Below are 20,012 nucleotides of genomic sequence, written 5' to 3'. Positions count from 1 at the left end.
GGCCTCAGTCCACGACGAGTTGCCGGATCGCAGAGACCGTGCGATCGATGTCGTCCGGCGTCGTCGCCCACGATGACATCGAGCAGCGCAGCGCCGAACGGCCACGCCACTCGGCTCCCGTCATCGCGGCGGTTCCCTCGGCGAGCACGGCGGCACCCAGCTCCCGCGTCGCCTCGTCCGACGCGAGACGGAACATGACCTGGGTGTACACGACCTCGTTCAGCACCTCGACGCCGTCGATCGAGGCGAGCCCTGCGGCCATCATGACCGCGTTGTCGTGCAGCCGGTCCATGAGCGCCGCCAGCCCGCGTCGCCCGAGGCCCCGCATCGCCGCCCATGCGGGCACGCCTCGTGCGCGACGCGACAGCTCGGGGGAGACGTCCCAGGGATCCAGGCTCGTGTAGATCAGGTAGTCGCCGCCCGTCCGGAACGCGGCGATCGACTCGGCCGGGTCGCGGACGATCGCCATTCCGCAGTCGTACGGCACGTTGAGCGTCTTGTGGGCGTCGGTCGCCCACGAATCGGCGGCCGACATGCCCGTCGTGAGCGGTCGCAGCGCCTCGGATGCCGCGGCCCACAGACCGAACGCCCCGTCGACATGCACCCAGGCGCCGTGATCGTGAGCGATGGGCACGAGTGCGGCGAAGTCGTCGAACGCTCCGGTGTGGACCTCGCCGGCCTGCAGGCACACGATGAGCGGACCGGCGCCGTCCTCGAGCGCGGCGTCGAGAGCCGCCGGTCGCATGCGCCCCTGATCGTCGGAGTCGACGACGATGATGTCGTTCCGGCCGATCCCGAGAAAGCGCGCCGCACGGTCGATCGAGCCGTGCCGATCGGCGCCCACGACGAAACGGATCGCGGGGGAGCCCCGCAGGCCCTGTTCGCTGAGGCTCCAGCCCACGCGGGCCAGCACTGCGTTGCGCGCGGTCGCGAGACACGTGAAATTCGCCATCTGGCCGCCCGTGACGAAGCCCACGCTCGCGGACTCGGGCAGACCGAGGACGTCGAGCATCCATCCGCCGGCGATGCGTTCCAGCGCCACGGTGGTCGGGGTGAGCAGGGCCGAGCCGGAGTTCTGGTCCCAGGCCGACACGAGCCAGTCTGCGGCGAGGGCAGCCGGGTACGTGCCGCCGATCACGAAGCCGAAGAAGCGACCTCCGGGGATCGCGACGAGCCCCGGATCCGCTCGCGAGACGATCTCCTGCACGACGTCTGCGGCGGGCACGCCCTCGTCGGGCAGCGGACCGCCGAACGCCTCGAGCATGTCGGCGAGGGTGGCGCGCGGCCACACCGGTCTGTCATCGAGCGATCCGAGGAACTCCAGCACTGCACGGTGGGCGGCATCCAGGCCGCGCACCCTCTCATCGTCGACGGTGTCGTCCATGACTCAGGACTACACCCGCGATCCGCATCGCGCCAGGGGGACGGTCGTGCAGCCGCGCGATGTCGGCATGTTCGATAGAATGGACGACGCCCTGGGCCGTGCTCACGGGCGGATACGACGAGCGGAGACATATGTCCGGGCATTCCAAGTGGGCCACCACGAAGCACAAGAAGGCCATCATCGACTCCAGGCGCGCCAAGTCCTGGGCCAAGCTCATCAAGAACATCGAGGTCGCGGCGAAGCTGGGCGGAGCGGATCTCGCAGGGAACCCGACCCTGTTCGACGCTGTTCAGAAGGCCAAGAAGACGTCCGTCCCGAAGGACAACATCGACCGCGCGGTGAAGCGCGGCGCGGGCATCGGCGGCGAAGCGGTCGAATACACCTCGATCATGTACGAAGGCTACGGACCCAACGGCGTCGCCATGATGATCGAGTGCCTCACCGACAACAAGAACCGTGCTGCCGCCGAGGTGCGCACGGCGCTGAGCCGCAACGGCGGAACTCTCGCCGACCCGGGCAGCGTCGCCTACAACTTCAGCCGCAAGGGCGTGATCGTCGTGGGTTCCGAGGGGACCACGGAGGACGATGTCATGATGGCCGCCCTCGAGGCAGGCGCTGAGGAGATCGAGCCGCACGCCGAGGGGTTCGAGATCATCACCGAGGCGACCGATCTGGTGGCCGTGCGCAGTGCGCTGCAGGACGCGGGCATCGACTACGAGTCGGCGGACGTCGAGTTCGTGCCGAACCTCAAGGTCGAGATCGACGCCGACACCGCACGCAAGGTGTTCCGACTGATCGACGCGCTCGAAGACAGTGAAGACGTCCAGAACGTGTTCACGAACTTCGACCTGTCGGCCGAGGTGCAGGCGGAGCTCGAGAACGACGACGCCTAGGCGCGCCGACGCGGTTCGCGCCCACGTGGCGCATAGCCTGAGACGGTGACCTCTTCGCTGCGCGTTCTCGGCATCGACCCCGGACTCACACGCTGCGGCGTCGGGGTCGTCGACGTCGACCGTTCGCGGCGGGGCACGCTCGTGCACGTCGGAGTGATCCGCTCCGATCCCGATATGCCGATCGGCGAGCGACTCGCGCTCGTCGCGGCCGGGATCCGAGAGGTGCTCGCGGAGCACCGACCGAATGCGGTGGCCGTCGAGCGGGTGTTCGCCCAGCAGAACACGCACACGGTCATGGGCACGGCTCAGGCGAGCGGCGTCGCCCTGCTCCTGGCAGCCGAGGCCGGACTCCCTGCGGCGACGCACACGCCGAGCGAGGTCAAGGCCGCGGTGACGGGGTACGGCTCGGCCGACAAGAAGCAGGTGCAGGCCATGATCGCCCGCATCCTCCGACTCGACAGTCCGCCGCAGCCCGCAGACGCCGCGGACGCGCTGGCGATCGCTCTGTGTCACGCCTGGCGTCGAGGCGCGGCGGGTGCTCCCGGCGGCGAGACGCAGACTCCGGCCCAACGGGCGTGGGCCGACGCGGAGCGTGTCGCTCGAACATACCTACGATCGCGCGCCTAGTCTGGACTCATGATCTCCTCGCTGCACGGCTCTGTCCTGCACTCGTCGTCCGACCAGGTCGTCATCGATGTCGGAGGTGTCGGCTTCTCGGTCGCGGTACCCGGCGACGTCGCACACACGGCGACCGTGGGGGAGCGGCTGCTGCTGCACACGAGCCTGATCGTCCGCGAGGATGCGCTCTCGCTCTACGGCTTCGCGGATCGTCGCGAGCTCGAGATCTTCGGGCTGCTCATCAGCGTCACGGGCGTCGGGCCCAAGTCGGCGCTCGGAGTGCTGTCGCACCTGACCGTCGACCAGATCGCCGAGGCGGTGAACGCGGAAGACGACGCTCCCTTCCGCAGAGTGTCCGGGATCGGCCCGAAGACCGCCAAGCTGATCGTCGTGCAACTCGCCGGCAAGGTGCAGCCGACGGGGATCACGGCGAAGTCGTCGACGAGCGGCGCTCCCGACGTCGTCGATCAGGTCACGGCGGCTCTGGTCGGGTTGGGATGGTCGGAGAAGGTCGCCGCCGAGGCCGCGGCGCAGACCGCCGCAGAGGCCACGGATGCCGAACGCGCCGCCGTCGCACCGCTTCTGCGGCGAACGCTCGCGATGCTGGGACCCGCTCGTGTCTGACGCTCGCGATGCCGAGGAGCCGGTCGACGAGACCGAGCTCGCGATCGAAGGGGCACTGCGGCCGACGAGCCTCGGCGAATTCGTCGGTCAGCAGAAGGTGCGCGGGCAGCTGCAGCTGCTCCTCGACGCCGCGCGGATCCAGAACCGTCCGCCCGACCACATCCTGCTTGCGGGCCCCCCTGGTCTCGGCAAGACGACTCTCGCGATGATCATCGCGCACGAGAGCCAACGACCTCTGCGCCTCTCCAGCGGCCCGGCGATCCAGCACGCGGGCGACCTGGCGGCCCTGCTGTCGAGTCTCGTTCCCGGTGAGGTGCTCTTCATCGACGAGATCCACCGCATGGCCAGGTCCGCAGAGGAGATGCTGTACCTGGCGATGGAGGACTTCCGGATCGACATCATGGTCGGCAAGGGGGCAGGAGCCACCAGCATCCCGTTGGAACTCGCCCCGTTCACGCTCGTCGGAGCGACCACGCGATCAGGACTGCTTCCCAACCCGCTGCGCGATCGTTTCGGTTTCACGGGCCACCTCGAGTTCTATGACGAGGCGGAGCTCGAGCAGGTGATCGACCGGTCCGCTCTCGTGCTGGGAGTCGACCTGCCGCGCGACTCGCTCTCCGAGATCGCCAGACGGTCTCGCGGCACGCCGCGTATCGCCAACCGGCTTCTTCGTCGCGTGCGGGACTACGCACTGGTCCACGGCGGGGGAGCGGCGACGCTCGACGGCGTGCAGGCCGCGCTGGAGCTCTACGACGTCGACCCCATCGGGCTGGATCGGCTCGACCGCGCGGTGCTGGAGTCTCTCGTGCGCCGGTTCCGCGGAGGGCCCGTGGGGCTCAGCACTCTCGCCGTCGCCGTCGGCGAAGAGGCCGAGACGGTCGAGAGCGTGGTGGAGCCGTATCTCGTGCGCATCGGCTTCCTCGGGCGCACTCCACGCGGGCGGGTCGCGATGCCCGAGGCGTACGCGCATCTGGGTGTCGCTCACCCTGACGGGGCGCTTCGCTTCGATGACCTATAATCGCTGAAGACTTCCCCCGATAAATCTGTGCGCCCGCTGGTTGGTGCGTGCACCTGCGAAAGGCGCTAGCCACCCATGGAAATCCTGCTCTTCGGCCTCCTTGCCGTCCTCGTCGTGTTCATGTTCGTCAACGGCCGCAAGCGCCAGAAGCAGATGAAGGCCGAGCAGGAGGAGAAGGCCTCCAAGACGGTTCCCGGCGCCAAGGTGCTCATGCAGGGCGGCATCTACGGAACCGTGGTCGCCTACGACCACGAGGACCTCGATTCGCCCGCGCTGATCGAGATCGCTCCGGGCACCGTCATCGAGGTCCACAGCCAGGCGATCCTGCGCATCGTCGAGCCCAAGGACGACGTCGCGGTCGCCGAGTTCGGTGACGAGGCACCCGTGGTCAGCGACGTCGACCCTCTCGCCGCAGACCCGGCCGTGGTCGAGACCCCGGAAGAGACCCGCCGTCGCCTCGAGCGCGACGCCGACGACAAATAAAGCACCTTCCATCGCGGCAGCGCGGCGTTCCGCGCTCGGGCATCTCAGAAAGCTGATCACACGTGGCTTCATCCTCTCCGGTCCGTCACGCCTGGCGGGTCCTCCTCGGCCTGCTCCTGGTGACGGGAGTCCTGTTCGGCGTCAACGCCCTGGGCGTGTACGTGTTCCAGAAGAGCTCCTGGACGCCCGAGCTCGCACTCGACCTTCAGGGCGGCACGCAGATCGTCCTGAGCGCGCAGACGGAGAGCGGCGCCGCGCCCTCGCAGGAGCAGCTCGACCAGGCTGCCGCGATCATCCGCCAGCGCGTCGACGCGTCGGGTGTCGCCGAGGCCGACATCACGACCGAGGGCGGCCAGAACATCGTCGTCCAGATCCCGGGCAACGCCGATGAGGAGACCCGTCAGCGGATCCAGTCGAGCGCGCAGCTCGAGTTCCGCGCGGTGCTCGCCACGACGGCAGCGGTCACCTCGTTCGTGGGCGATGACGGGAACGAGACGCCGTATCCGACGCCGGACGACTCTCTCAACGCGACCCCCACGGCCGAGCCCACCGACGGCAGCGACCTCTCCTGGGTGACCGACAGGCTCAGCGCCGAGTTCCTCGCGTACGACTGCGCGAACCCCACGAGCGACCCCTCGAACGCGCCGCAGGACGAGCCGCTGATCGCGTGCGATCCCACGAACCAGGCCAAGTACCTCCTCGGACCCACCGAGCTCACCGGCGACGCGATCACCGACGCGACCGCCGGCCGCGATCCTCGCTCGGGCGCCTGGCTCGTGCAGCTCGAGATGAACGGCGAGGGCACCGAGAAGTTCGGCCAGGTCAGCACGCGCCTCAACCAGAACCGCATCGACGGCCTGACGCCCCGCGACCAGTTCGCGTTCGTCCTCGACGGCTCCGTCATCAGCGCTCCGCAGATGAACGGCCAGATCCTCGACGGCCGTCCGAGCATCTCGGGCAGCTTCACGCAGGAGACGGCCACGACGCTCGCGGATCAGCTCAAGTTCGGTGCTCTGCCGCTCAGCTTCGTCGTGCAGAGCAGCGACACGGTCTCGGCGACGCTCGGGACGCAGCAGCTGCAGATCGGTCTGATCGCGGGACTCATCGGACTCGCGCTCGTCGCGATCTACTCCCTGATCGTGTATCGAGCGCTCGGCACCGTGATCATCGCGTCGATCGGTGTGATGGCGATCCTGACGTACATCATCATCTGCATCCTGGCGTGGCGGCTCGGGTTCCGCCTGTCGCTCGCCGGAGTCGCCGGTCTCATCGTCTCGATCGGATTCACGGCCGACTCGTTCATCGTCTACTTCGAACGAATTCGAGATGAGCTCCGTGACGGCAAGTCGATCACCTCGGCGGTCGAGGACGGCTGGGGTCGCGCCAAGCGCACGATCTACATCTCGAAGTCGATCAACATCCTTGCCGCCGTCGTGCTGTACATCCTCGCCGATGCGACCGTGAAGGGCTTCGCGTTCACACTGGGTCTGACGACCCTGATCGACGTGTTCATCTTCGTGATCTTCACGCATCCGGTGATGCAGCTGCTGGCACGCACGAAGTTCTTCGGCGGCGGACACAAGCTCTCGGGCCTCGACCCGGAGTCGCTCGGTTCCGTGTACCGGAGCCGCGCCCAGTTCCGCGAGGTCACGACGACCTCTGCCGGTCGGGGCGCGAAGAACACCCGCGCCCGTGGCGAAGCCGAGCGTCGCCAGACCATCGCAGAGCGCAAGCGCGCCGAAGCACTCGCCGGTGAGAGACCCACCAGCTCCGGAAGTGAGGGGGACGCGTGATGGCTTCCATGAACGAGTTCGGCAACAACCTGTATTCGGGTAAGACCTCCTTCCCGTTCGTCGGCAGGCGTCGGCTGTGGTTCATCATCGCGATCGTCCTCGTGGTCGGATCCGCGCTCGTGCCGCTGTTCCGTCCGGTCCAGTTCTCGATCGAGTTCACCGGCGGATCGCAGTTCACCGTGCAGGCCCCCGACTCGCTCGAGCAGGACACGGCGACGACCGCTGTGAAGTCCGTCGTCCCCGACGCCGCGACGAAGGTCGTGGTCGTGGGCGACGCGGACATCCGGGTGCAGACCGACCAGATGAGCGCCGACGAGACCCAGCAGGTGTCGGCCGCTCTCGCCGAGGCCTACGGCGTCGACCCCGACAGCGTCACGTCATCGTTCATCGGCCCCGCCTGGGGCGAGAACGTGACCAAGCAGTCGCTGTGGGGCCTGGCGATCTTCCTCGCGCTCACCTTCCTGATCCTCGCGATCTACTTCCGCACCTGGAAGATGTCCGCAGCGGCGATCATCGGGCTCCTCGACGTGCTCGTGATCACGGTCGGGGTGTACGCCCTGGCCGGCTTCGAGATCTCTCCGGCGGCCGTGATCGGATTCCTCACGATCCTCGCGTACTCGCTGTACGACACGACGGTCGTCTTCGACAAGATCCGCGAGAACACGACCGAAGACGGCGAGCAGTCCTCGCGACTGTTCGGCGAGTCCGTGAACCTCGCGGTCAACCAGACCCTGATCCGCTCGATCAACACGTCGGTCGTGGCCGCGCTCCCGGTCGGTGCCGTGCTGTTCATCGGCGCCTTCTGGCTCGGCGCGGAGTCGCTCACCGACATCTCGCTGTCGATCTTCGTCGGCATCCTCGTGGCGACCTACTCGACGCTGTTCGTGGCCGCCCCGCTGTACTCGCTCTTCCGTGAGAACGAGCCGCAGCTCGCAGCTCGCGATGCGAGGATCCGCGAGGCGCGCAGCCTCGCGACCACGCAGGCCTGATAGTCCCCGCTCAACGGGGCCGCACCCCGCTGAGCACGCGTAAGCTGTTGTGATTCGGAGGTGAGCGGATGGCGGAACCGCAGACGGCGTCGCAGGGCTCCAGCCTGAGACGACTGGTTCCTCGCATCTTCTCCCGCGCGCCCAGGATCAACGACCTCGACAACCTGATCCGCACAGTCCGGGCGAACCACCCGCGCGGCGATCTCGCCGTGATCGAGCGCGCATACGCCGTCGCCAAGGTCAAGCACGAGGGTCAGAAGCGCCAGAGCGGCGAGCCGTACATCACTCACCCCCTCGCCGTGGCGCAGATCCTGGGAGAGATGGGTCTGGGGCCGAGAGCCGTCGCGGCGGCGCTGCTCCACGACACCGTCGAGGACACGGGGTACGCCCTCTCGGACCTGACGGCCGAGTTCGGCGACGAGGTCGCGATGCTCGTCGACGGGGTGACGAAGCTCGACAAGGTCAAGTACGGCGAGAGCGCGCAGGCCGAGACCGTGCGCAAGATGATCGTCGCGATGTCGAAGGACATCCGCGTGCTGCTGATCAAGTTGGCCGATCGTCTCCACAATGCCCGGACGTGGGGTTTCGTGCCTCCCGAGAAGGCGGCGAAGAAGGCCAAGGAGACGCTCGAGATCTACGCCCCGCTGGCGAATCGACTCGGCATCCAGGCGATCAAGTCGGAGCTCGAGGATCTCTCGTTCGCGGTGCTGCACCCGAAGATCTACAACGAGATCCACAATCTCATCGCGCAGCGCACTCCTCAGCGCGAGAAGTACCTGACCCAGGTCGTCAGCGAGATCGACGAGGATCTGCGCGATCTTCGCATCCGGGGCAAGGTCGTCGGCAGGCCCAAGCAGCTCTATTCCGTGTACCAGAAGATGGTCGTGCGTGGTCGTGAGTTCGACGACATCTACGATCTGATCGGCATCCGCGTGCTGGTCGCGTCGGTGCGCGACTGCTACGCGGTGCTCGGCGCGATCCATGCTCGGTGGACGCCGCTGCCCGGCCGCTTCAAGGACTACATCGCCACACCCAAGTTCAACCTGTACCAGTCGCTGCACACCACGGTGATCGGCCCCTCGGGGCGGACCGTCGAGATCCAGATCCGCACGCACGAGATGCACCAGCAGGCCGAGTACGGCGTCGCTGCGCACTGGATGTACAAGGAGCGGATGAACGGCGGAAAAGCCGAGGTGCGGGCGTCGGACAACGACATGGCCTGGCTCGCTCACATCTCCGACTGGCAGGCCGAGACGGCCGATCCGGGGGAGTTCCTCGACTCGCTGAGGTTCGAGATCGGCGCGAAGGAGGTCTACGTCTTCACGCCGAAGGGGCGCGTGATCGGCCTGCCCGCGGGAGCGACGCCGGTGGACTTCGCCTATGCCGTGCACACCGAGATCGGCCACCGCACGATGGGGTCGAAGGTCAACGGACGTCTCGTCCCGCTCGAATCGGAGCTCAAGAGCGGTGATGTGGTCGAGGTCTTCACCTCGAAGAACCCGGATGCGGGTCCCAGCCAGGACTGGCTCGGCTTCGTCAAGAGCACGCGCGCCCGCAACAAGATCCGCGGCTGGTTCACGAAGGAACGCCGCGAGGAGGCGATCGAGCAGGGTAAAGAGGCGATCGCCCGTGCCATGCGACGCCAGAACCTGCCGCTGCAGCGGCTGATGAGCCAGGACTCCTTCACCGAGGTCGCTCATCAGCTCCGTTACGAAGACGTCTCCGCGCTGTACGCGGCGGTCGGCGAAGGCCATGTGTCGACGCAGTCGGTCCTCGAGAAGGTCACGGCTCTCGTCGCCGCGACCGACCCGGCGACCGGTCCGATCGACGTGCCGGGCGCGATCGCGACCCGCGAGCCTCGAGCCGGCGACTCCGGCATCCTGGTGCGCGGAGCGGCGGACATCCTGGTGAAGCTCGCGAAGTGCTGCACTCCGGTGCCCGGCGACGACATCGTCGGCTTCGTCACGCGCGGCAGCGGCGTCTCCGTGCACCGTGCCGACTGTGTCAACGTCAAGGCGCTGGCGAACGAAGAGGACCGGTTCGTCGACGTGTCGTGGGCTCCCACGACCAAGAGCGTCTTCCGGGTGCACATCCAGGTCGAGGCCCTCGACCGGTCGGGGCTGTTGTCCGACGTCACTCGCGTGCTCAGCGAGCATCATGTGAACATCCTGTCCGCGTCGGTGAGCACCACTGACGAACGTCTGGCCATCAGCCGCTTCGTCTTCGAGATGGGCGATGCCGTGCATCTCGATCGCGTCCTCAACGCGGTGCGTCGCATCGACGCCGTCTACGACGTCTACCGCGTCACCTCCTCCTGATCCTGCCTCGAGTCCTCACGAGGGCGGCACGCGCCGCCCTCGTGCCCGGCACTCGCGCGAGCCCGTCGATGTGGTCGATCGCCGCATCGAGGAGGGTCTCGTCGGTCTCGGCGAGGAGAACGAGCCACCGCACGAGCGACTCGTCGCGATGCACCCCGAGGGCGAGATCGACCATGGTCCGCGTCGGTGTCATCACGAGCACTCCGCCGAGCACCTCGAGCTCGGTCGACGGGACGCTCGTGTCGTGCAGCACCACACGCGCCTGCCGATTCGAGCGGATGCGGCGTTCGACGGCTCGGCGCACGTGATGGATCGCCGGAGGCGAGTCGCCTGCTCCGTGGATCCAGGCGGCTGTCGGCCCGGATGCTGCGGTGTCGACCGGGATCAGGCACGCGACGGATGAGGCACGGGTGCTCCGCGCCTCGACCAGATCTGCAGGGATGTACCCTTCACCGATCTCGAACACATCGCCGTCGATCCGCGCAGCGGTCAGCTCCGCCATGGTGAGCGTCGAGCCGGGCAGATAGAGGAACGCGGGATTCACCACGCCAGTGTGGCGCAGGGAATCCCGCGTTCTCCGTCGGGTCGTGCGATTGTGGAGAGATCAGCCGCCGAGAGCGTTCAGCCAGGTGCGGCGCGCCTCGAGCGCATCCGCGGCCTCCTTGGCCGCCTTCTTGTCGCCGACCTTCTCCGCCGCGGCGAGCTCGGTCTCGAGCTTCTCGATCGCCTCGAGCAGCTGCGAGCTCATGTCGTTCGCGCGCGCCTTCGTCTCGGGGTTGTTCTTCTTCCAGTCCACGTCCTCGCGGGCCTTCAGCGACTGCTCGATCACCCGCAGACGGTCGTCGAGCGCCCGCTCCTTGTCTCGGGGGAAGATGCGACCGATCTCGTCCCACTGCCGCTGGATGCGGGTGAGCAGTGCGCGCGCCCGCTTGATGTTCGGTTCGTCGGCGACGGCCTTGGCCTCCTCCAGCAGAGCCTGCCGAGCCTCGATCTTCGGGCCGGACTCGGCCTCCTCGGCGGCGGCCTGCTCGGCGCGGGCAGAGTACAGAGCGTCGCCGGCGGCCTTGAATCGTGCCCACAGAGCGTCGTCGACCTTGCGACCGGCGCGGCCCGCGGACTTCCACTCGTCGAGCAGCGAACGGTAGGCGGGGATGCCGTCGACGCCGCGCGGCGCGAGTGCCTCCGCGCGCTCCACGAGACGGGTCTTCGCATCACGGGCGACCTTGTGCGAATCGTCGAGTTCGGAGTAGAAGGAGCGACGTGCCTTGTCGACCGTGCTCCGGGCATCCCGGAACCGCTTCCACAGCTGCTGCGATACGCCCTTCGAGAGGCGTGGCCCGGTCTGCTGATGAGCCTGCCACGCGTCGAAGAGCTCTCCGAGCTCCGCGGTGACCTGCTTCCACTGCACCTTCGACAGGTCGCGCGCGGCGATGGCCTCGGCACGCTCGACCAGCTCGGTGCGCTCCGCGATGGCCTTGTCGACCAGTTCCTTGGCCTGCTGAGCCTCCTGCGCGGTCGCCTCCGAGAGCGACGACGTGAGGGCATCGAGCCGTTCCCGCAGCCCCGCGAGGTCGCCGACTGCCGCAGCATCGGTGGCCTCCGCACGGAGGTGGCCGGCCTGCTTCACGAGATCTCCGGCCGCTGCGCCGCCCGCCTGATGGCGCTGCTCGAGCGTCGTGACCTTGAACGCGATGTCCTCGTACTTGCGGACGAAGTACGAGAGGGCCTCGTCCGGAGTCCCGTCGGGGTACTGGCCGACGACGCGCCAGTCTTCGCCCTCGCGGACCTCGACCGTTCCGTCTTCGGACACGCGGCCCCACTTGGCGGCGTCCGCGGACGACGCGGCACTCGCGGGCGCAGAGGCGGCGGCCGGAGCGGCGGCCGCGGGCTTGGGCAGTTTGCGCGGCAGCGGTGCAGCCGGTCGGGTGGGGACGGGGGGAGTCGGCTTCGACGGCTCTGTGGCAGACACGGTGATTCTCCTTGCGCGGTAGGGCCCGCGGGAGGCGGAAAGGACGAACTTCAGCCTAGTACGCCAGGGCATCATCCGTAGGGGTGGCGGCGTCTGACAATGGTCGTTACCGATCTGTGAGCAGAACGTTCGACGCAGGAAACACCGCGCGTCACATGCGGGAAACACAGTGCTCCTATCGTCGCCTTCACGACGTCCGCGGGCGAATGGAGTTGCATGAACGAGGCGGTCCTCACACCGGAGGAGATCGTTGTCGTCGGAGCAGGCATGGTGGCTCACCGATTCGTCGAGAGCCTCATGAGCAGAGCAGTCCGGCCGATGCACGTCACGGTGATCGGTGACGAGGGCCTCCGCCCGTACGAGCGAGTGGGCCTGACCGGCGTCTTCGACGGCGTGACGCCTGCGGAGCTCGAGCTCGACCGGTCTGTGTTCGACGACTTCCGCGTGCGATTCATGGCCGACGACCGAGCACTGCACATCGATCGCTCGAGACGCACGATCCGCACGCGATCGCGTCGGCGGATCGACTACGACACTCTCGTGCTCGCGACGGGGTCGTACGCCGCGAGGGTCGACGCGGACGGAGCCGATCTGCCGGGGTGTTTCGTCTACCGGACGCTCGAGGACGTCCAGCGGCTGAAGGCATTCGTCGAGCAGCGCGGCCGGGCGCTCGGCCGCCCCCTCCGCGGAGCCGTGATCGGCGGAGGGCTGCTCGGTGTCGAGGTCGCGGGTGCGCTGCAGGGCATGGGTGTGGAGCCGACGGTGGTGCAGCACTCCGAGCGTCTGATGTCGGCGCAGCTCGATGCCGCGGGCGGAGCCATGCTCGAACGCCTGCTCGAGGCGCAAGGCATCTCGGTGCGCACGCAGTCGTGCACCACCCGCCTGGATGCAGATGACGACGGCGCCGTCTCCACCGTGGAGTTCCAGGACGGGTCGGTCGAACGGGCGGATGTCGTGGTGTTCGCTGTCGGAGTTCGTCCTCGCGATGAGCTCGCCCGCAATGCAGGCCTGCAGGTGGATCCCCGGGGCGGCGTGATCATCGACGAGCGGTGTTCGACATCCGACCCGCACATCCTGGCGATCGGCGAGGTGGCCAGCTTCGACAGCCGGTGCGTCGGACTCGTGGCGCCGGGATACGCGATGGCAGAGGTCGCCGCGACACGACTGCTCGGAGGAGACGCCGTGTTCCCGGGGTACGACGATTCGTCGAAGCTCCGACTGTCCGGTGTCGATGTCGCGAGCTTCGGCGACGCGATGGCGACGACCCCGAACGCGATCGACGTGGTCTACACCGATCCCGTGGCCGGCGTCTACAAGAAGCTCGTCCTGTCCGCTGACACGCAGACCCTGCTGGGAGGCATCCTCGTCGGCGACGCGACCGCCTACGGTGCGCTGCGCCCCCTGGTCGGATCGAGGCTGGGCGCCGAACCGGCGGCGTACCTCCTGCCGGTGACGGGTGAGGAGGCCCCTCGCAGCGATCAGGCGCAGACGACGTACGTGGCGACCGTGGAGAAGATCGGCGGGCGGGAGCTCATCAGGCTCGACCGCGAGAACGCCGGCATGTCGGAGAGGACCGCGTCGTGAGCCCCGCGGGTCGGTCAGGGGCTGTCTGAGCCGAGCGCATTCCTCGGGGTGATCCGCCCCGCTACCCGGCCGGCGTCTCGGTGGGCGCGGGGTCCGGAGTGGTCGTGTCGGTCGGCAGCGGACCCTCAGACGGTGCGACCGTCGGCTCGGGGGAGGCGGGCGCCGGAGGATTCGCCTGCGCGTATGCCACCTGACTGCCGATGGCGGCCAGCACGATCAGGGAACCGGCGATGCTCGCGATCGTGTTGTCGCGCACGCGGCGCCGGATCTGTCCGTCGTGCCAGGCCTTGCGGGCGGCGTGCAGACGCACGCGCTCCATCTCGGTGCGCGACTGCGCGCTCTTCGACCCGCGTCCGGCCATCGCGTACTCCTCGCTCGACGTGAATGTGCCCGTTCGCCTGAGAGCCTACCGCCGCGATGGCGGGCCGATCCTGCCCGGAGTGTCGGTGGGTCGCGTTAGCCTTGACGGATGACCGCCGCCGCCGCACTGCTCTCCGGGCAGACGCCCCTCGCCGTGCGCATGCGCCCGGTGTCGCTCGACGAGGTGGCGGGCCAGAAGCATCTCCTGCGCGCAGGCTCTCCGATCGTGGCACTGGCTGACCCTGCCGCGTCATCGCCCGGCGCGGTGTCGATCATCCTGTGGGGCCCTCCGGGAACGGGCAAGACCACACTCGCCCAGGCGATCGCGAGATCGTCCGGTCGTCGCTTCGTCGAGTTGTCGGCGATCACGGCGGGTGTGAAAGACGTGCGCGAGGTGATGCAGGAGGCGATCACGCAGCGCGACCTCTACGGTCAGACGACGATCCTCTTCCTCGACGAGATCCACCGCTTCACGAAGGCGCAGCAGGACGCTCTCCTGCCGGGCGTGGAGAACGGGTGGGTGCTCCTGATCGCCGCCACGACCGAGAATCCGTCGTTCTCGGTGATCTCGCCGCTCCTGTCGCGATCGCTGCTGCTGACGCTGCAGCCTCTCACCGACGACGACATCGGGCTTCTGATAGACCGCGCCGTGAGCGATGCCCGCGGTCTCAACGGTGCGGTGACCCTGGCCGACGACGCCCGTGCGTCGCTGATCAGACTCGCCTCGGGCGACGCGCGTCGGGCACTCACCGGCCTCGAAGCGGCAGCCGCCGTCGCTCTCTCGAACGGCGAGGAGGGCTCGGTGCCCGCCGCGACCGCAGACGACGTCGCTCAGGCCGTCGACAAGGCTCTGCTGCGCTATGACAGGCAGGGCGATGAGCACTATGACGTGATCAGCGCCTTCATCAAGTCGATCCGCGGATCCGACCCCGACGCGGCCCTGCACTATCTCGCCAGGATGATCGAGGCGGGGGAGGACCCCCGCTTCATCGCACGTCGCCTCGTGATATCGGCCTCGGAGGACGTCGGGCTCGCCGATCCCCAGGCTCTCTCGATCGCGGTGGCCGCCGCCGATGCCGTCGCCTTCATCGGGATGCCCGAGGGGCGAATCCCGCTCGCCGAGGCGACCGTGTACCTCGCCACGACAGCGAAGTCGAACGCGGCGTACGTGGGGATAGACCAGGCGATCGCCGACATCCGTTCCGGAGGCTTCGGACGGGTGCCGCTGCACCTGCGCGACGCGCACTACCCGGGAGCCAGACGCCTCGGACACGGTCGCGGATACGTGTATCCGCACGACAGCGAGTTCGGCATCCTCCCGCAGCAGTACCTGCCCGATGAGTTGCGGGGCAAGAGGTACTACGAGCCCAAGAATCTGGGCGCGGAACGGGACATCTCGGCCCGGCTCGAGCGCATCAGACGGATCCTCGACGGCAGCTGACCCGGATCTGTTAGACTTGATCGGCTCGAAACCGTGTTTTCGGGCATCTCCTCGTTCACACCACACCTTGCTGGCGCCCCGGCGTGCGCTCCAAGGCAGAACGCGGACGATACGTCCGTGAGTCGCGAAAGACGCGACCACGTCATCGGAAGGAACACTTCGTGACCACGAAGTCCCAGGACCGCCGCAAGGTTCGTCTGAGCCGTGCCCTCGGCATCCCGCTCACCCCGAAGGCCGCCCGCTACCTCGAGAAGCGTCCCTACGCTCCGGGCGAGCACGGCCGCACCAAGCGCAAGGCAGACAGCGACTACGCCGTCCGTCTGCGTGAGAAGCAGCGTCTGCGCGAGCAGTACGGCATCCGCGAGAAGCAGATGCGCAACACGTTCAACGAGGCTCGTCGTCAGGACGGCCTGACCGGTGAGAACCTGGTCGAGCTGCTCGAGATGCGCCTCGACGCCCTCGTGGTGCGCTCGGGCTTCGCCCGCACCACCGCACAGGCCCGTCAGCTCGTCGTGCACCGTCACATCCTCGTCGACGGCCAGCTCGTCGACCGCCCGTCCTTCCGCGTGAAGCCGGGTCAGCTCATCCACGTGAAGGCCAAGAGCGAGGGCACCGAGCCCTTCCAGGTCGCAGCAGCCGGCGGTCACGCCGAGGTTCTGCCTCCCGTTCCCGGCTACCTCGAGGTCGAGCTCGACAAGCTCCAGGCCCGCCTGGTCCGTCGTCCGAAGCGCGCCGAGGTCCCCGTGACCTGCGAAGTGCAGCTCGTCGTCGAGTACTACGCAGCTCGCTGAGTTCAGCTTTTCCGCAGAAGGCGTCGGGTCACCCCCGACGCCTTCTGTCGTTTCCGCATACGATGGAACAACCGCGCCCTCGCGGGTCAGAGGCAAGGATGGCGACATGAAGAACGTGCTGTGGTTCCTGATCGGTGTGATCGGCGGCTTCGTCGCGGCACATTTCATGAACAAGGACCCGAGGGGCCACGACATCCTCGCCGAGGTCGACGCACGGTTCAACGAGTTCACCGGCATCATCGGCGACGCCTATCGCGAGCAGCAGGCGCGGCTCACCGAGCCGACCTCCGACTGATCCCGCGGTCACCCGCGCAGTTCCATTCACCCTGTACGCAAGGACACCTGGCACCCCTATGAAAACTGCGGACATCGCGCAGCGCTATCTCGCCTTCTTCGAGAAGAACGACCACGTCATCGTCCCGTCGGCCTCCCTGGTGAGCGACGATCCGTCCCTGCTGTTCACAGTCGCGGGCATGGTGCCGATGATCCCCTACCTCACAGGGGTCGTTCCCGCGCCGCATCCGCGCATCGCGGACCTGCAGAAGTGCATCCGCACCAACGACATCGAAGAGGTCGGCAAGACCGCTCGCCACGGCACCTTCTTCCAGATGATGGGCAACTGGTCGTTCGGCGACTACTTCAAAGAGGGCGCGATCCGCTACGCGTGGGAGCTGCTGACGAGTTCCGAGGCCGACGGCGGGCTCGGGTTCGAGGAGAAGGACCTCTGGGTCACGGTGTACGAGACCGATGACGAGGCGGAGGCGATCTGGCGCGACATCATCGGGCTCAAGCCCGAGCGCATCCAGCGCCTGGGTCGTGCCGACAACTACTGGAACACGGGTCAGCCCGGACCCGGAGGACCGGACAGCGAGATCTTCTTCGATCGCGGCCCGTCGTACGGCCGGGACGGCGGTCCCGCGGTCGATGACTCGCGATTCCTGGAGATCTGGAACCTCGTGTTCATGCAGGACTTCATCGAGAACATCCGCGGCAAGACCGAGTTCGACATCGTGGGCGAGCTCCCGATGAAGAACATCGACACGGGCATGGGGCTCGAGCGCGTCGCGTTCCTCAAGCAGGGCGTCGAGAACATGTACGAGACCGACCAGGTGCGACCGGTGCTCGATCGCGCCGTCGAGCTGTCCGGTCGCCGCTACGGCGCCGCGCACGAGGACGACGTCCGCTTCCGCGTGGTCGCCGACCACGTGCGCTCCTCGCTCATGCTGCTCTCCGACGGCGTCCGCCCGTCCAACGAGGGTCGCGGGTACATCCTGCGCCGTCTCATGCGACGCAGCGTCCGCGCCATGCGGCTGCTCGGGGTCGACGAGCCCGTGTTCCCCGAGCTGTTCGCCGCGTCGCGCGACGCGATGAAGTCCGCCTACCCGGAGCTCGAGCGGGATTGGTCGACGCTGTCCGCCTCCGCCTTCGCCGAGGAGGAGACCTTCCGCCGCACCCTCGCGCAGGGATCGACCATCCTCGACCTGGCTCTGGACGAGACGAAGAAGAAGGGCGATGCGTCCCTCAGCGGACGCGAGGCGTTCCTGCTCCACGACACCTACGGATTCCCGATCGATCTCACACTCGAGGTCGCGGAGGAAGCCGGGCTCAGCGTCGACCGCGCGGCGTTCGACTCGCTCATGCAGGAGCAGCGCTCCCGCGCCAAGGCGGACGCCCGCAACCGGAAGCGTCAGCTCGCCGACGTCTCGGTCTACCGCGACCTGCGTGCACTCGGGGAGACCGGTTTCGACGGGTACAGCGAGCTCGAGGTCGATTCGCGGATCCTCGGCATCCTCGTCGACGGCCAGGTCGTGCGGAGCGCGTCGGAAGGCCAGATCGCCGAGGTCGTGCTCGCCGAGACCACGCTGTACGCCGAGTCCGGGGGGCAGGTCGCCGACAAGGGCGTCATCGTCGGGGCGGGTTTCGAACTCGAGGTCCTCGACGTGCAGCGGCCGGTTCCCGGTCTCATCAGTCACACGGTCGAGGTGACACGCGGATCCGTCGCGGTGGACGACGCGGCGACGACCGTCGTCGATGCCGCGAACAGGCGTGCGGCTCGTCAGGCCCACTCGGCGACGCACCTCGTGCACGCGGCACTGCGCGACACCCTGGGTCCGACCGCCACGCAGGCGGGCTCGCTCAACCGCGCCGGGTACATGCGGTTCGACTTCGCCTGGTCGCAGGCCCTCTCGGCCGACGCCCGCAGCGAGATCGAGGAGATCACGAACCGCGCCGTTCAGGACGCCCTCGAGGTGACCACGCGCATCGTCTCTCTCGACGAGGCGAAGGAAGCCGGCGCGATGGCGCTGTTCGGCGAGAAGTACGGCGATGTCGTGCGCATGGTCGACATCGGCGGTCCCTGGTCGCGCGAGCTCTGCGCCGGCACGCACGTGACCACCAGCGCCGAGATCGGTCTGGTCAGCGTGGTCGGTGAGTCGTCGGTCGGAGCATCCAACCGACGCATCGAAGCCCTCGTGGGCCGTGATGCATTCCGCGAGCTGGCCGCCGAGCGCGCGCTCGTCTCGCAGCTCACCTCGTCGCTCAAGACGCCGCGCGATCAGCTCGCAGAGCGGATCGCGGATCTCTCGGCGAATCTGAAGGCCGCGGAGAAGCGGATCGCGCAGTTCGAGGCGAAGGAGCGTGCCGGTCAGGTGCCCGCCATCGCGGATGCGGCCGTCCGGGTCGGAGCCTTCCGGGTCGCGGCACAGTCGCTCGGCGCGGCGGCATCGGCCGACGACGTGCGAGAGCTCGTGCTCGGCGTGCGCGACCGTCTCGGCTCCGACGCTGCCGTCGTGGCTCTCGGCGCGATCGTGAACGAGCGCCCGGTGGTGGTGGTCGCCACGAACGATGCGGCTCGCGCAGCAGGCGCCAAGGCGGGTGCGCTCGCGAAGCGCGCTGCGTCCGTGCTCGGCGGAGGCGGAGGAGGCCGCGACGACGTGGCGCAGGGCGGTGGAACCGACGCCGCTGCGCTGACGGCCGCGCTCGAGGCCGTCTCGCAGGAGCTGCAGTCAGCGTGACCGGGTTCCGTCGCGGCGTGCGACTCGGCGTGGATGTCGGAAGGGCACGGGTCGGGGTCGCGCGCTCCGACCCCGACGGCATGCTCGCGGTTCCCGTCGAGACGGTGCCCCGTTCGGAGCAGTCGATCGAGCGGATCGCGGTCATCGCCGAGGAGTACGGACCCGTCGAGATCGTGGTCGGTCTGCCCGTCAACATGCAGGGCGCGGACACGGCGTCGACGGTCGACGCGAGGGAGTTCGCGGCAGCGCTGTGCGCCCGCACGCGGATCCCGACCAGGCTCGTCGACGAGCGTCTGAGCACGGTCTCCGCACACGCCGCGCTGCGATCTTCGGGAAGAACCCAGAAGAACTCTCGTAGCATTGTGGATCAGGTCGCCGCGGTGGTTCTGCTGCAGCAGGCGATCGACACGGAGAAGAGCACCGGAAACCCGCCCGGTGTCACGATTCCGCTCGATGAGGAGTCTTCCTGACAATGCCCGAACGCGATAGTGCTTCCCCCCGGCACGATCCGGATGCCCGCCTCAGCGATCTGTTCGAGAACCTGCCGGAACCGACGCAGCAGATCCCGACGGTCGACGACACGCCCCCGGCGCCCGGATCCCGGCGTGCTGCCCGCGAGGCCGCGTCTCGTCCCGCCGCAGGGTCGCCGTCGCCCCAGCCGGCGTCCGCGGCCCCCGGAGACCCCGTCGACGACGACGTCCGCGTTCCCGAGCGCGGCGAGGCAACGCCGGAG

The 20,012-nt window shown here is 68.2% G+C and carries 19 protein-coding genes; 15 read left to right on the top strand and 4 right to left on the bottom strand.

The features are described 5' to 3' along the window. Positions 1-4: 4 nt before the first annotated feature. Entirely contained in the window at positions 5-1,384 is a 1,380-nt protein-coding gene (locus RWO82_RS08960; protein WP_314425867.1) for an aminotransferase class V-fold PLP-dependent enzyme, read from the bottom strand. Between the two features lie 131 nt (positions 1,385-1,515). Here RWO82_RS08960 and RWO82_RS08955 point away from each other — a divergent pair, with 131 nt between their 5' ends. The 8 genes from RWO82_RS08955 (at position 1,516) to RWO82_RS08920 (ending at position 10,120) form a co-directional block, all read left to right on the top strand. Then, positions 1,516-2,277, top strand: a complete 762-nt coding sequence (locus tag RWO82_RS08955; protein ID WP_201471599.1) for a YebC/PmpR family DNA-binding transcriptional regulator — start codon at positions 1,516-1,518, stop codon at positions 2,275-2,277. Positions 2,278-2,322: 45 nt separating this feature from the next. Continuing rightward, a complete protein-coding gene (gene ruvC / locus RWO82_RS08950) occupies positions 2,323-2,904 on the top strand; it encodes a crossover junction endodeoxyribonuclease RuvC (protein ID WP_314425865.1) in 582 nt (193 codons plus the stop codon). 9 nt (positions 2,905-2,913) lie between these two features. Beyond that, positions 2,914-3,519 (top strand): Holliday junction branch migration protein RuvA, encoded by a 606-nt coding sequence (gene ruvA, locus RWO82_RS08945; RefSeq protein WP_314425863.1) that lies wholly within the window; start codon positions 2,914-2,916, stop codon positions 3,517-3,519. Beyond that, positions 3,512-4,537 (top strand): Holliday junction branch migration DNA helicase RuvB, encoded by a 1,026-nt coding sequence (gene ruvB, locus RWO82_RS08940; protein ID WP_314425861.1) that lies wholly within the window; start codon positions 3,512-3,514, stop codon positions 4,535-4,537. The genes ruvA and ruvB overlap by 8 nt, the downstream gene beginning before the upstream one ends. A 75-nt stretch (positions 4,538-4,612) precedes the next feature. Next, entirely contained in the window at positions 4,613-5,020 is a 408-nt protein-coding gene (gene yajC, locus RWO82_RS08935) for a preprotein translocase subunit YajC (protein WP_314425859.1), read from the top strand. A gap of 62 nt (positions 5,021-5,082) precedes the next feature. Further along, the gene (gene secD, locus RWO82_RS08930; protein WP_314425856.1) at positions 5,083-6,813 is read left to right on the top strand and encodes a protein translocase subunit SecD; all 1,731 of its coding nucleotides are present in this window, start codon (positions 5,083-5,085) and stop codon (positions 6,811-6,813) included. After that, positions 6,813-7,802 (top strand): protein translocase subunit SecF, encoded by a 990-nt coding sequence (gene secF / locus RWO82_RS08925; protein WP_314425852.1) that lies wholly within the window; start codon positions 6,813-6,815, stop codon positions 7,800-7,802. The genes secD and secF overlap by 1 nt, the downstream gene beginning before the upstream one ends. A gap of 68 nt (positions 7,803-7,870) precedes the next feature. Then, positions 7,871-10,120 carry a bifunctional (p)ppGpp synthetase/guanosine-3',5'-bis(diphosphate) 3'-pyrophosphohydrolase gene (locus tag RWO82_RS08920; protein ID WP_314425850.1) on the top strand — a complete coding sequence of 750 codons (2,250 nt, stop codon included), beginning with the start codon at positions 7,871-7,873 and terminating at the stop codon, positions 10,118-10,120. On the opposite strand, the gene RWO82_RS08915 is transcribed toward RWO82_RS08920, so the two are convergent. Together RWO82_RS08915 and RWO82_RS08910 are read right to left on the bottom strand one after the other, a co-directional pair. Next, on the bottom strand, positions 10,107-10,664 hold the full coding sequence (locus RWO82_RS08915; protein ID WP_314425847.1) for a type IV toxin-antitoxin system AbiEi family antitoxin: 558 nt from the start codon (positions 10,662-10,664) through the stop codon (positions 10,107-10,109). The genes RWO82_RS08920 and RWO82_RS08915 overlap by 14 nt on opposite strands. Before the next feature lie 60 nt (positions 10,665-10,724). Continuing rightward, positions 10,725-12,089 (bottom strand): DUF349 domain-containing protein, encoded by a 1,365-nt coding sequence (locus RWO82_RS08910; RefSeq protein ID WP_314425845.1) that lies wholly within the window; start codon positions 12,087-12,089, stop codon positions 10,725-10,727. 216 nt (positions 12,090-12,305) lie between these two features. Between RWO82_RS08910 and RWO82_RS08905 the strand changes: the two genes are divergently transcribed. After that, the gene (locus RWO82_RS08905) at positions 12,306-13,673 is read left to right on the top strand and encodes an FAD-dependent oxidoreductase (protein WP_314425843.1); all 1,368 of its coding nucleotides are present in this window, start codon (positions 12,306-12,308) and stop codon (positions 13,671-13,673) included. A 61-nt stretch (positions 13,674-13,734) separates the two neighbouring features. On the opposite strand, the gene RWO82_RS08900 is transcribed toward RWO82_RS08905, so the two are convergent. After that, on the bottom strand, positions 13,735-14,034 hold the full coding sequence (locus RWO82_RS08900; protein ID WP_314425840.1) for a hypothetical protein: 300 nt from the start codon (positions 14,032-14,034) through the stop codon (positions 13,735-13,737). 108 nt (positions 14,035-14,142) lie between these two features. On the opposite strand from RWO82_RS08900, the gene RWO82_RS08895 reads away from it, so the two are divergent. From RWO82_RS08895 to RWO82_RS08870, 6 genes are all read left to right on the top strand, one after another. After that, positions 14,143-15,474: a replication-associated recombination protein A gene (locus RWO82_RS08895; RefSeq protein WP_314425837.1), complete on the top strand. Its 1,332-nt coding sequence runs from the start codon at positions 14,143-14,145 to the stop codon at positions 15,472-15,474. Between the two features lie 161 nt (positions 15,475-15,635). Then, entirely contained in the window at positions 15,636-16,265 is a 630-nt protein-coding gene (rpsD, locus tag RWO82_RS08890; protein ID WP_052677824.1) for a 30S ribosomal protein S4, read from the top strand. A gap of 106 nt (positions 16,266-16,371) precedes the next feature. Continuing rightward, positions 16,372-16,560 (top strand): hypothetical protein, encoded by a 189-nt coding sequence (locus RWO82_RS08885; protein ID WP_314425831.1) that lies wholly within the window; start codon positions 16,372-16,374, stop codon positions 16,558-16,560. A 58-nt stretch (positions 16,561-16,618) separates the two neighbouring features. Next, positions 16,619-19,279 carry an alanine--tRNA ligase gene (gene alaS, locus RWO82_RS08880; RefSeq protein ID WP_314425828.1) on the top strand — a complete coding sequence of 887 codons (2,661 nt, stop codon included), beginning with the start codon at positions 16,619-16,621 and terminating at the stop codon, positions 19,277-19,279. Then, positions 19,276-19,749, top strand: coding sequence for a Holliday junction resolvase RuvX (gene ruvX, locus RWO82_RS08875; RefSeq protein WP_314425826.1), 474 nt, complete (start codon positions 19,276-19,278; stop codon positions 19,747-19,749). The genes alaS and ruvX overlap by 4 nt, the downstream gene beginning before the upstream one ends. A 2-nt stretch (positions 19,750-19,751) precedes the next feature. After that, the coding region (locus tag RWO82_RS08870) for a hypothetical protein (protein ID WP_399540741.1) at positions 19,752-20,012 on the top strand (261 nt) is incomplete at its 3' end.

It is taken from the genome of uncultured Microbacterium sp., from assembly GCF_963521645.1.
GTDB lineage: Bacteria > Actinomycetota > Actinomycetes > Actinomycetales > Microbacteriaceae > Microbacterium.
Note: the sequence above shows the minus strand (reverse complement) of the source record. Positions and strands in the feature narration are given on the sequence as shown.